General features: G+C 68.6%; 1 protein-coding gene (running past one end of the window). It reads left to right on the top strand.

Going from position 1 to position 13,904, the window contains the following annotated elements; genetic code table 11:
- A protein-coding gene (locus HUA74_RS25115; RefSeq protein WP_174456588.1) for a non-ribosomal peptide synthase/polyketide synthase crosses the window boundary here: on the top strand, positions 1 to 13,904 show its 3' portion. Its footprint begins 4,252 nt before the window's first position; the window shows 13,904 of its 18,156 coding nt (coding positions 4,253-18,156); its start codon lies off the left edge, out of view; its stop codon occupies positions 13,902 to 13,904.

Raw genomic sequence — 13,904 nt, 5'->3', positions numbered from 1 at the left:
TCGACAATGTGCTGCCCGCCACGGCGCCGCTGCGCTTGTCGGAGGGCTCGGCGGGGCCCACGCACGCGCCAGAAGGGCTGCGCGCGCACCTGCTCGACGTGGACTGCGCCGTCAGCGGCGGCCGGATGCGGCTGATGTTCACCCATGGCTCGGGGATTCATCGGACCGAAACCGTGGAGAGGCTGGCTCACGCGCTGCGAGCGGCCCTGCGTGAACTCATCGCGCATGGGACGTCCGAGGACCCGCGTGGACTGTCACCTCTGGACTTCCCCCTGGCGAAGCTGGGGCAGGGCGCGCTGGAGGGGCTCGCGGACCGGCTGGCCTCCCAGGGACAGCGGCTTCGCGACGTGGAGGACCTGTATCCCTTGTCGCCGTTGCAGCAGGGCATCTTGTTCCACCACCTCCAGGAGGACGAGACCCAGCCCTACTTCAACCAGATCGCCTTCGAGCTGGATGGCGCCCTCGATGTGACGGCGCTGACGGAGGCGTGGCGGCAGGCGGCACAGCGCTTCACCATCCTGCGCACGGCGTTCTTCTGGGAGGGATTGGACGCGCCGCTGCAGGCGGTGATGCGCGACGTGGAGCCCACCGTCTCCGTGGAGGACTGGCGCACGGTGCCTCGGGAGGAACTGGAGGCCCGGGTGTCGGCCTTCTTCGTGGCCGACCGTCGGCGCGGGTTTGAACTCTCCGTCGCGCCGCTGTTCCGGCTGGCGCTGTTTCGCACGGACGAGCGCGTCTGGCGCGTGGTGTTCAGCGTCACGCACCTGTTGCTGGATGGCTGGTCCACGCAGTTGGTGACGCGGGACGTGTTCACCCGGTACGAGGCGCTTCGGCGTGGAGTGACGCCGCCGCGGGGGGATGTGCGGCCCTACCGGGACTTCATCGCGTGGCTGGAGGGGCAGGACCAGGGCGCCGCGAGGGACTTCTGGCGCAAGGCGCTCGTGGGCTTCGCGGAGCCCACGCGGTTGAATGTGGGAGGTGTGCCTCGGGGACAGGGGGAGCGGGGGGACGAGGAGGTGCGGCTGGGAGCGGAGGAGACGTCGGCGTTCGGCGCCTTCGCCCGGCAGCAGGGGCTCACACCGGGCACGTTGCTGCAGGGCGCCTGGGCGGTGCTGCTGGGGCGCTACAGCGGCGGCGATGACGTGGTCTTCGGTCTGACGGTCTCCGGACGGCCGCCCGAGCTTGCTGGCATCGAGAGCATGGTGGGTATGTTCATCAATGCCATCCCCGTGCGCGTGCGGATGCCCGCATCGCGGCCCGTGGGGCCGTGGCTGAAGGAACTGCAGTCGTGGTTGCAGGAGGCGCGTCAGTACGAGTCCTCTCCGCTGGTGGAGGTGCGCCGCTGGAGCGAGGTGCCTTCGAGCGAGCCGCTGTTCGAGAGCCTCGTCATCTACGAGAACTATCCGATGGAGGCGGGGCTCTCCACGCCGTCGGATGAGCTGGTGGTGCGCAACCCCACGTCGATGGAGGTGGACCACCACCCGCTGACGTTGATGGCGCTGCCGGGACACGAGCTGGTGCTTCGGCTGACCTATGACGCCAGGCGCTTTGGCGCGACGGGGGTGCGGCGGATGCTGGCGCACCTGCGTCACGTGTTGCGCGAGCTGCGTGAGAAGGTGGAGCGGCCGTTGTCGGAGTTGGCGTTGCTCGACGTGGAGGAGCGACGACAGGTCCTCACCGAGTGGAATCCCCTGGCGCGTGATGCACATGTGCCCGTGGCGGTGTTCCGTCCGGTGGAAGCCCAGGTGGCTCGGGTTCCCGAGGCCATCGCCGTCACTGATGGGACGCGGGCGCTGACCTATGCGGAGCTGGAGGCTCGGGCGAATCAGCTCGCGCATCACCTGGCGGAATTGGGAGTTTCCGTCGGGAGCAAGGTGGGCTTGTGTCTGGACAAGAGCCTGGACCTGGCCGTCGCCGTACTGGGCACGCTCAAGGCGGGGGCCACCTATGTGCCGTTGGATCCGCGCTATCCGGCGGAGAGACTGACGTTCATGCTGGAGGACTCGGGCGCCGTCGTGGTGCTGAGTCACTCCCGGCTGGGCACGGTGTTGCCGGTGGACTCGCGCGCGCGTCGCGTGTTCATGGACCTGGAGTCCGAGGCACTGGCGCGTCAGCCGACCCGGGCTCCTGCTCGAGAGGTTCCTCCGGAGTTGGCGTGTTACGTCATCTACACGTCGGGCAGCACGGGGCGGCCCAAGGGCGTGGCGCTGTCGCATCGTGCGCTGTCACATCTGCTGACGTGGCAGCTCGAGCGGTCCGTGAATCCCACGGCGACGACGCTGCAGTTCGCGGCGCTCAGCTTCGATGTGTCCTTCCAGGAGATGTTCTCCACCTGGTGGGCCGGTGGCACGTTGGTGCTGCCCTCGGAGGACGTGCGTCAGGATTTGTCAGCGCTTCTGACGTTCCTGGACAGGCACGCGGTGGAGCGCCTCTTCCTGCCCTTCGTGGCGCTTCAAGCCCTGGCGGAGGTCGCGGTCCAGAGCCCGACGGTGCCCAGAGCGCTGCGCGAAGTGGTGACCGCGGGTGAGCAGCTCCAGGTGACGCCCTCGCTGGTCGCGTTCTTCGAGCGTCTCCCCGGGTGCGTGCTGGAGAATCAATACGGGCCATCGGAGACGCATGTCGTCTCCGCGCACCGGTTGCGGGGGGCGCCTTCATCGTGGCCGCGTCTTCCGTCCGTCGGCGCGCCGCTGCCGCACTGTCAGCTCTATGTGTTGGATGCATGGGGACAGCCCTGTCCCGTGGGGATTTCGGGCGAGCTTTTCATCGGTGGCGCGCATCTGGCGCACGGGTACGTGGGTCGGCCGGAGCTGACGGCGGAGAAGTTCGTTCCGCATCCGTTCAGCGAGGAGGCTGGCGCCCGGTTGTACCGCACGGGAGACCTGGCCCGATGGACGGCGGAGGGGACGGTGGAGTTCGTGGGCCGCCTGGATGGTCAGGTGAAGCTGCGAGGCTTCCGCATCGAGCTGGGCGAGGTGGAAGCAGCGCTCCGTGCCGCGCCGGGTGTTCGCGATGCGGCCGTGGTGGTGCGTGAGGATGTTCCTGGGGACCGGAGGTTGGTGGGGTACGTCGTCCTCTCGGAGCCGGAGGGGGCGAAGCGGGAGGCTCTGCGCGCGCATGTCGGGGCACATCTGCCCGAGTACATGGTGCCGTCCACGTTCGTGACGCTGGACGCGCTGCCGCTGACGCCGAGTGGCAAGGTGAACCGCAAGGCGCTGCCCGTGGTGGATGCGGGGCGCGAGGGCGTGAGTGCCTATGTGGCGCCGCGCACCGCGACGGAGGACTTGCTGGCGGGGCTCTTCGCGGAGGTGCTCGGGCTCGACAGGGTGGGGCTGTACGGCCACTTTTTCGAGCTGGGAGGCCACTCGCTGCTGGCCACGAGGGCCATCTCCCGGGTGCGGAGTGCGTTTGGTATCGAGCTGCCGCTGCGCGAGCTGTTCGAGGCTCCGACCGTGGCGGAGCTCGCGAGTCGGGTGGATCGACTGATTCGAACGGGGGCTGCACAGGTGTCGCCGCCGTTGGTGCCAAGGGAAGGCAAGAGTCGGCCGCCGAGGCTGTCCTTCGCGCAGCAGCGCCTGTGGTTCCTGGACCAGCTCGAGCCGTTGAGCGCTTCGTACAACGTGCCTGGCGCGGTGCGGATGACGGGGCCGTTGAACCGGGATGCGCTGGCTCGAACGTTCCAGGAACTCGTTCGGCGTCACGAAGCGCTGCGCACCACATTTCGAAGTGTGAACGGCGTCGCCGTGCAGATCGTCGCGCCGGAGTCACCGGTGGTGTTGCACGACGTCGATCTGGAAGGGCTTCCCGAGGAGCGCCGCGAGGCCGAAGCACGTCGTCACGTGGAGCAGGCCGTGTTGCTTCCGTTCGACCTGACGGTGGGGCCGCTGTTGCGAGTGACGCTGGTGAGGCTGTCAGCGGAAGCACATGTGTTGGTGGTGGTGCTGCACCACATCGTGTCGGACGGGTGGTCGACGGAGGTGTTGGTGAGGGAGGTGGCGGCGCTCTACGAGGCGTACGCGGCAGGCAAGCCGTCACCGCTGGGCGAGTTGCCGGTGCAGTACGCGGACTACGCGGAGTGGCAGCGAGGGTGGTTGCAGGGAGAGGTGCTGGAGCAGCAGGTGGAGTACTGGCGGAGGCAATTGGAGGGAGCGCCGAAGGCGTTGGAGTTGGTGACGGACAAGCCGAGGCCGGCGGTGCAGAGCTTCCGAGGGGCCATGTTGGAGAGGCGGTGGCCGAAGGAGCTGTGGAGGAAGGTGGAGGAGGCGAGCCGGAGGGAGGGAGCGACGCCCTTCATGGTGTTGCTGGCGGCGTACCAGGTGGTGCTGGCGAGGTACGCGGGGCAGGAAGAAGTGGTGGTGGGGTTTCCGATAGCGGGACGTACGCACGCGGAGACGGAAGGGCTGATTGGGTACTTCGCGAACACGTTGGTGCTGAGGGGGCGAGTCCGCGAGGAGGAGAGCTTCCGGGAATTGGTGGGGAGGGCGAGGGAGGTGACGTTGGGTGCGTACGCGCACCAGGACGTGCCGTTCGAGAAGTTGGTGGAGGAGTTGGTGCCGCGGAGGGACATGAGCCGCAGTCCGCTCTTCCAGGTGTCGTTGACGTTGCAGAACACGCCTGGGGTGGAGGTGAAGCTGGGGGAGGGGTTGGTGCTGAAGGGGCTGGAGACGGACACGAAGACGTCGAAGTTCGACTTCTCGTTGCTGGTGGGGGAGGACTCGGAGGGGATGGGGGCGTCGCTGAACTACAACAGCGACCTGTACGAGGAGGGGACGGCGGCGAGGTTGGTGGAGCACGTGAGGGCGGTGTTGGAGGGGGCGGTGGAGGGGTTGGAGAAGAAGGTGTGGCAAGTGCCGCTGGTGGGGGCGGAGGAGCAGCGGCGACTGGTGCGCGAGTGGAGCGGGCGAGAGAAGAGAGGCGCGCGCGGGGACGAGACGCTGGCAGCCCACTTCGAAGCCCAGGTGGAGAAGACGCCGGGCGCGGTGGCGGTCGAGTGCGGCGAGGAGTCGCTGACGTACGCGCAGCTCAACGAGCGAGCCAACCAGCTGGCGCACCACCTGAGGGGGGTGGGAGTAGGCCCCGAGGTGAGGGTGGGGCTGTGCGTGGAGCGCGGGGTGGAGTGGGTGGTGTCGGTGCTGGGAGTGGTGAAGGCGGGAGGGGCGTACGTGCCGCTGGAGGCAGGAGTGCCGGCGGAGCGGTTGAGGTGGATGAAGAGGGAAGCGGGAGTGGCGGTGGTGGTGGGGACGGACGCGCAGGTGGAGGAAGTGGCGGAGAGCGCGGACGTGGTGGTGAGCGTGGACGGAGAGGGCTCCACGATTGCGCGCCAGCCGCGAAGCAACCCGAGTCTCCGAGGCAGCGGAGGCAACCTGGCGTATGTGATGTACACGTCGGGAAGCACGGGGACGCCGAAGGGCGTGGGAGTGCCGCAGAGGGCAGTGGCAAGGCTGGTGCTGGGAGCCAGCTACGCGCGCTTCGGCGCGGATGAAGTGTGGTTGCAACTGGCGCCCGTGTCGTTCGACGCGTCGACGTTGGAGGTATGGGGCGCGTTGCTGCACGGGGCGAAGTTGGTGGTGTACCCGGCGAAGGAAGTGTCGCTGGAGGAAGTGGGCCGCGAGCTGACGAAGAGTGGAGTGACGTCGTTGTGGCTGACGGCGGCGCTCTTCGAGCAGATGCAGGCGTATCAGCCGGAAGCGCTGAAGGGCGTGCGTCAGGTGCTGGCGGGAGGAGACGTGCTGCCGGCGCAGCGAGTCCGAGAGCGACTGCGGCAGGGAGGCACGCTCATCAACGGGTATGGGCCGACGGAGAACACGACCTTCACGACGGCGTACCGGATGGAGGGAGAGGCCGCGGCAGGAGCGCGAGGCATTCCGATTGGGAAGCCCGTGGAAGGCACAGAGGTGTACGTGCTGGACGCGCGAATGAATCCGGTGGCGGTGGGAGTGCCGGGAGAGCTGTACGCGGGAGGAGAGGGGCTGGCGCAGGGGTACGTGGGGCGTCCCGACTGGACAGCGGAGCGCTTCGTGCCAAGCCCATTTGGAGAAGGCGAGCGGCTGTACCGGACGGGGGACGTGGTGAGGTGGCGGGGGGACGGGGTGCTGGAGTTCCTGGGCCGTCGAGACAGTCAGGTGAAGGTGAGGGGATACCGGATTGAGTTGGGGGAGGTGGAGGAGGGGCTGAAGCAGCAGGCGGGGGTGAAGGAAGCCGTGGCGGTGGTGAGGGAGGAGCGGGGGGACAAGAAGCTGGTGGGGTACGTGGTGGGGACGGGGTTGGACGCCAGCGTGGTGAAGGAAGGGCTGCGGAGGAAGCTGCCGGAGTACCTGGTGCCGACGGTGGTGGTGGTACTGGAGGCGCTGCCGCTGACGGCGAATGGGAAGGTGGACCGCGGGGCGTTGCCAGCACCGGAGGACGTGACGCAGGCCGTGGAGGAGTACGAGGCGCCGCGAGAAGGGATGGAAGCGAAGCTGGCGGAAGTCTTCGCGGAGGTGCTGGGCGCGAAGCGAGTGGGGAGGAAGGACGACTTCTTCGAGCTGGGCGGGCACTCGCTGCTGGCGACGCAGGTGGTGGCGAGAGTGCGCGCGCTGACCGGCGTGGACCTCCCGCTGCGCACGCTCTTTGAAGCACCTACGCTCGAAGCCCTGGCCGCGCGCATCGACTCCTCGCGCGAAGCAGGTCCGTCGTCCGAGGCGTTTCCCTTGGTCGCGCTGCCGCGCACGGGGATGCCGCCGTTGTCCTTCGCGCAGCATCGACTGTGGTTCTTCGACCAGCTCTCTCCGGGCAGCGCGGCCTACAACATCCCCATCCACCTTCAAGTGGAAGGTGCGCTGAACCTCGTTGCCCTCCAGCGAGCGTTCTCCGCGCTGGTGGCGCGGCATGAGGCGCTGCGCACCACCTTCGCCCTGCATGAGGGCGAGCCTGTTCAGGTCATCCACCCTCCCACGGACTTCCCGCTCGCGGTGGAAGACCTCGGTCAACTGACTGAGCTGGAGCGAGAGGCAGAGGTTCGTCGTCGAGCTGTCGAGGACTCGCTGCGTCCGTTCGACCTGGGACAGAAGTGGCTCGTGCGAGCCACGTTGTCGCGGCTGGAGCCCGAGGTGCATGTGCTCTCGCTGGTGATGCACCACATCATCGCGGATGGCTGGTCCCTCGGCGTGTTGGTGCGCGAGTTGAGCACGCTCTATGTCGCCTTCTCCGAGGGCCGTGCTTCACCGCTCGCCGCGCTCCCGGTGCAGTACGCGGACTACGCACGCTGGCAGCGCGAGTGGCTGAGTGGTGAGCGACTGGAAGCGCAGCTCGACGGCTGGCGCAAGCGCCTGGCGGGAGCACCTCCCCACCTGGAGCTGCCCACGGATGGTCCAAGGCCCGCGATTCTGTCGCACCGGGGCGCCACGGTGCCGGTGCGACTTTCGAGGGAGCTGAGCGACGCCATCGGAGCACTGGCCCGCGCCGAGGGGGCCACGCCTTTCATGGTGTTGCTCGCGGCGTTCCAGGTGTTGCTGGCGCGCTATTCGGGTCAGGAAGACGTGAGCGTGGGCTCGCCCATCGCGGGCCGGAGGTACGCGGAGACGGAGGGCCTCATCGGCTTCTTCGTCAACACGCTGGTCCTGCGAGCCCAGGCACGGCCTCGGGACACGTTCCGTGAGCTGCTGGCCCAGGTGCGGGAGACCACGCTGGGCGCCTACGAGCACCAGGACCTTCCGTTCGAGAAGCTGGTGGAAGCGCTCCATCCCGTGCGCGACCTGAGTCGCACCGCGCTGTTCCAGGTCCTCTTCGTCCTTCAGAACGCGCCGGTGGAGGCCCTGGAGCTGCCCGCGCTGTCGTTGAAGCCGGTGCCGACCGAGGGCACGGAGTCCGCGCGCTTCGAGCTGTCGTTGAACCTGAGTGAGTCGGCCGAGGGTTTCGCGGGGACGCTGCTGTTCAACTCGGACCTGTTCCTGGCGTCCACGGCGGTTCGGATGGTCTCCCACCTCCAGGTCTTGCTGGAGTCCATCACCGCGAACCCGGAGCAGCGCCTCGCCGCGCTCCCGCTGATGACGGCCTCCGAGCGTCGACACGTCCTGGAGTCCTGGTCCACCGCGACCGCTGATGCCCCGTTCGAGGCCGCGCTGCTGCACCAGCTCATCGAACGACAGGTGGCTCGTACACCGGACGCGCCGGCCGTGTGCTGTGAGGAGACGGTGCTCTCGTATCGGCAGCTCGATGCTCGGGCGAATCAGCTCGCGCATCATCTGCGAGCCTTGGGCGTGGGACCGGACGTCCCGGTGGCGCTGTGTCTGGAGCGGAGCGCGGAGCTGGTGGTCGCGTTGCTGGGTGTCCTGAAGGCGGGTGGCGCATATGTGCCGCTGGAGCCGTCGCAGCCCGCCTCTCGCCTGTGCCTGATGGTGGAAGAGGTCGCCGCGCCCGTGGTGGTGACGGAGTCACGTCACGAGGCCTTGTTCCAGGCCTGTGCGGCGCGAAGAGTGCAACTGGACACCGAGGCGGAGCAGCTCGCCCTCCAGCGAGTGGATGCTCCGGACCATCGAGGTGCGTCGGAGAATCTGGCGTACGTGTTGTTCACGTCGGGGAGCACCGGGCGCCCGAAGGGCGTGGCCGTGTCGCATGGCGCGCTCGTCAACTACGTCCAGGCCGCGACGGAGCGGTTGAAGTTGAGCGAGTGCTCCAGCTTCGCGCTGGTGTCCACATTCGGCGCGGACCTGGGGAACACGGTGTTGTTCCCCGCGCTGTGCACGGGTGGTGTGCTGCATGTGCTCACCGCGGAGCGCGCGGGGAATCCCGTGGGAGTCGCGGAGTACTTCCAGCGTCACGGCGTGGACTGCGTGAAGATCGTCCCCGCGCATCTGTCCGCGCTGTTGACTGCGCCAGCACCGGCTCGGGTGCTTCCGCGCAAGAGACTGGTGCTGGGAGGCGAGTCATCCACCTGGGCGTTGCTGGAGCAGGTGCGTGCCCTGGCCCCGGAGTGCGAGGTGTTCAACCACTACGGCCCCACGGAGACGACGGTGGGGGTGCTCGCGGGTGGGGTTGATACGGGCGAGGCGATTGTTGCGCCTCACTCGACGCCCGCTCGTGCGGATGCGGGTCCGTCGACACGACGGGGTGCGGTGCCCTTGGGTCGACCCCTGGCGAATGCGCGGGTGTATGTGCTCGATGACGAGCTTCGGCCGGTGCCAGTCGGTGTTCCGGGCGAGCTGTTCATCGGAGGGGCGCAAGTCGCTCGTGGCTACCTGTCGCGCGCCGAGCTGACGGCGGAACGGTTTGGTCCAGACCCGTTCAGTGCCGTGCCGGGAGCGCGGATGTACCGCACGGGGGATCGCGTGCGGTGGCTCGCGGATGGGCGGGTGGAGTTCCTCGGCCGTTCTGACTTCCAGGTGAAGGTGCGCGGCTTCCGAGTGGAGCCGGGAGAAGTGGCCGCAGTCCTGCGCGAGCATCCCTCGGTGAAGGATGCGGTGGTGGTGGCCCGTGAGGACACGCCTGGAGACCAGCGCCTGGTCGCGTACGTCCTCGCGGATTCGGGGCAGGCGACGGAGGTGGGGGCGTTGCGAGGGTTCCTCCAGGAACGTCTGCCGGCGCACATGGTGCCCTCGGCCTTCATGTGGCTGGACGTGTTGCCGCTGACACCGAACGGAAAGTTGGATCGTCGAGCGCTACCAGTGCCCGAGTCCGGGGCCATGGTGTCGGGAGCCGCGCATGTCCCGCCCGCCACGCCGATGGAGGAGGCGCTGGCTTCCATCTGGGCAGAGGTCTTGCGAGTCGAGCGGGTGGGGCGACACGATGACTTCTTCGCCTTGGGTGGGCATTCGCTCGTCGCGACGCAGGTGGTGGCCCGTCTGCGTGCGTCGCTGGGAGTGGAAGTCCCCCTGCGAGCGCTCTTCGAGGCGCCCACGCTGGAGGCGTTGGCGAGGAAGGTGGACCAGGTCGCGCGAGCCGTCTCGTTGCCCGCGCTGCGACCTTCGCCTCGGAAGAGCGCGCTGCCGTTGTCCTTCGCGCAGCAGCGACTGTGGTTCCTGGATCGACTCGAACCAGGGAGCGTTGCGTACAACGTTCCGACCGCACTCCGGTTGGATGGGCCGCTCGATGTGGGGGCGCTGGAGCGAGCCTTCGCGGAAGTGGTGCGTCGTCACGAGAGCCTGCGCACCAGCTTCCCTGATGAAGGAGGTGTCCCCGTCCAGGTCATCCAGCCTCCGACGGCGTTCCAGCTTCAGCGAGTCGAACTGCCCGAGGATGAAGCCACGGTGCTGCGCTGGGTGGGTGAAGAAGTCGCAAGGCCCTTCGACCTGAAGAGGGGGCCGCTGCTGCGAGTGACGCTGGTGAGGTTGTCAGCGGAGTCGCACGTGCTGGTGGTGGTGCTGCACCACATCGTGTCGGACGGGTGGTCGACAGCGGTGCTGGTGAGGGAGGTGGTGGCGCTCTACGAGGCGTATGCGGCGGGGAAGCCGTCACCGCTGGGCGAGTTGCCGGTGCAGTACGCGGACTACGCGGCCTGGCAGCGCGGCTGGCTGCAGGGTGACGCCCTGGAGAAGCAGCTGTCCTGGTGGCGCCAGGAAATGGCAGGGGCCGCCCAGGCTCTGGAGCTGCCCACCGACAGGCCTCGCTCCTCGAATGGTTCCGCACGCGCGGCCGCCGTTCCCATCCGCATCCGTCGCGAGTCCACCGAGGCGCTGCGTGCTCTCTGCCAGCAGGAGGGACTCACGCCCTTCATGGGCATGCTGGCCATCTGGCAGTTGCTGCTGGCCCGCTACTCCGGCCAGGACGATGTCTGCGTGGGTTCGCCCATCGCCGGCCGCCGCTTCGCGGAGCTCGAAGGGCTCATCGGCTTCTTCGTCAATACGCTCGTCCTCCGCGCCCGCATCGACTCCCGTGCCACCTTCCGCGAGCTGCTCGCCCAGGTGCGCAAGAACACCCTGGCTGCCTACGAGCACCAGGACATCCCCTTCGAGAAGCTCGTCGAGGAGCTCCAGCCCGAGCGCAACCTGAGCCGCTCACCGCTCTTCCAGGTCATGTTCGAACTGCATGCCCTGGGCGAGTCGCGGCGCTCGCACGCGGGCCTGGAGCTGTCGCCCCTTGCCCTCAACCCTGGCAACGCCAAGTTCGAGCTCATCCTCGATATGGGCTTCGTCGAGGACGGGAGCCTGGAGGGACGGCTCGAGTACAATACGGACCTGTTCGACGCCTCCACGGCCGAGCGAATGATGCGGCACCTGGAGGTGCTGATCTCGGCCGTGCTGGCCCGCCCGGATGCGCCGCTCGCCACCTGCTCGCTGTTGCCTGGCGAGGAGCGCGAGCAACTGCTGTCGCGGTGGAGTGGCACCCAGGCCGCCTTCCCGCATCAGGCCTGCCTCCACGAACTGGTCATCCCGGCCTCGCGCGACCTCGACTCGGCGGCCATCGAGTCCAGCTCCGGCGCGCTCACCTACCGCGAGCTGGAGCGCCGCGCCAATCAGCTCGCCTGGCACCTGCGCTCCCTGGGCGTGGGCCCGGAGGTCCGCGTCGCCCTGTGCATGGAGCGCTCGCCGGAGCTGATCGTGAGCATGCTCGGCGTCCTCAAGGCCGGTGGCGCCTACGTGCCACTCGACCCGATGCAGCCTCCCGTGCGTCTGGCCTTCATGCTCCAAGACTGCGGGGCCACCGTGCTCCTCACCCAGCAGCCGTTCGCGGCACGCCTGCCTGCCTTCTCCGGCGCCACCGTGTGCGTCGACACGGCCGAGCTCTCCCGCCAGCGAGAGGACGCCCCGGTCTCCGGCGTGATGGCGGAGAACCTCGCCTACGTCATCTACACCTCGGGCTCCACCGGCCAGCCCAAGGGCGTGCTCGTCACCCACCGCGCCGTCTGCAACCTCGTCCACTGGGAGAAGCAGGCGTATGCCCTGGGGCCGTCCAGCCAGGTCCTCCAATTCGCCAACCCCAGCTTCGACCTCTCCGTCGAGGAGATCTTCAGCACGCTGACCGCGGGCGGAACCCTGCATGTCCTCACCACCGAGCAGGCCATGCCAGGGCCGGCGCTGCACGAGCTGCTGCGGCGCTCGTCCATCTCCGTCCTCAGCCTCACCCCCGCGGTGCTGGCGGCGACCGCCGCTGAAGAGCTGCCGGCGCTGCGCACGGTCATCTCTGGCGGCGAGGCCTGCTCGGCCGAGCTCGTGTCGCGCTGGGCTCCGGGCCGGACCTTCCTCAACACCTACGGCCCCACTGAGGCCACGGTGGTGGCGACGCTCCGCGAGTGCGCGCCGCAAGAGGGACAGCCGCCGCCCATTGGCCGCCCCCTGACGAATGTGCGGGTGTACGTCCTCGACGAGCGCCTGGAGCCCGTGCCCGTGGGCCTGCCCGGTGAGCTGTTCATCGGCGGGGTGCAGCTCGCGCGCGGCTACCTCGGCCGTCCGGAGCTGACGGCGGAGAGCTTCATCCCGCACCCGTTCAGCACCGAGCCCGGCGCGCGTCTCTACCGCACCGGCGACGTGGTGCGCTGGCGGGCGGATGGGCAGCTCGCCTTCGTCGGCCGCGCCGACGACCAGGTGAAGCTCCGAGGCCTGCGCATTGAGCTGGGCGAGGTGGAGTCCGCGCTGCACCAGAACCCGGAGGTGCGCGAGGCCGTGGCCCTGGTGCGCGAGGACGTCCCCGGCGACAAGCGACTGGTGGCCTACGTCGTGCCACGCCAGGGGGCGGGGCCCGAGCCCCTCGCCCTGCGTGGTTTCCTCCAGGAGCGCATCCCCAAGTACATGGTCCCTTCCGCGTTCGTGGTGATGGCAGCCCTGCCGCTCACCGCCAACGGCAAGGTGGATCGCCGTGCGCTGCCCGTGCCGGATACCACCCGAGCCGTGCAGGACCGGTACGAGGCGCCGCGCAATGACACGGAGCAGCAGCTCGCCGCCCTCTGGAGCGAGGTCCTCGGCGTCGAGAAGGTCGGCATCCACGACGACTTCTTCGAACTGGGCGGGCACTCACTGCTGGCGACGCAGGTGGTCGCGAGGGTGCGCGCGCGGACCGGTGTGGACGTCCCATTGCGCGCGCTCTTCGAGGCACCCACGGTGGAACAGCTCGCGTCCTGGGTGGAAGGGACTCGCGCGGGTGGCTCGGTCAGAGACTGCGTGACGTTGCAGGCGGATGGCTCGGGCACGCCGGTGTTCTTCGTTCACGCGGTGGGGGGCGCGGTGGGCCCCTACCGGCTGTTCGCGCGCACGCTGGGAACGGAGCGGCCCTTCTACGGGCTCCAGGCGCCTGGGCTGGACGGAGACGAGGCGCCGTTGGAGCAGGTGGAAGCGTTGGCTCGTCGCTACATCGCATCCATGCGCGCTGTGCAGCCGGAGGGTCCCTACATCCTGGGCGGCTGGTCCATGGGTGGCGTCGTCGCTTTCGAGATGGCGCGTGAACTGGAGCGACAGGGGCAGCGGGTGGAACAACTCGTGCTCCTCGACAGCTTCGCTCCAGGGGACGAATCCCTCATGACCGTGCCCGAGGACGCGCTGTTGCTCACGGGCATGGCGATGGATCTGGCGCGTGCGGCGGGGTCGGAATCGACGCTGCGTCCGGAGTTGCTCATGGGCCTTACGGAAGACGGGCAGCTCGCCCGATTCGCCGAACATGCACGTGTCGCCGTCTGGCTGCCTCCCGAGGTCCGGGACACCGACCTTCGAGCCTGGCGAGACGTGACGCGAGCAAACCTCCGAGCACTGTCCACGTATCGTCCAGGACCCTACGCCGGGCCCATGCTGCTTCTCCGCGCGAAGGACGCGAGGCGCGAGCGGGCCGTGGACGCGAGCCATGGGTGGTCGCGCTGGGTCCCACCGGGACAGCTCAAGCTGGAGGACGTCGCCGGTGACCATTACAGCATGCTGCGAGCGCCGTACGTCCATGCACTGGCCTCGCGACTGGCGCGCATCCTCGGGGACGAAGAGGCTGACGAGGACCGGGACGCGGGCACATAG

It is taken from the genome of Myxococcus sp. CA051A (genome assembly GCF_013336705.1).
Classification (GTDB): Bacteria; Myxococcota; Myxococcia; order Myxococcales; family Myxococcaceae; genus Myxococcus; species Myxococcus llanfairpwllgwyngyllgogerychwyrndrobwllllantysiliogogogochensis.
The sequence above is the reverse complement of the archived record's forward strand: the minus strand, read 5'-3'. Positions and strand labels throughout refer to the sequence as shown.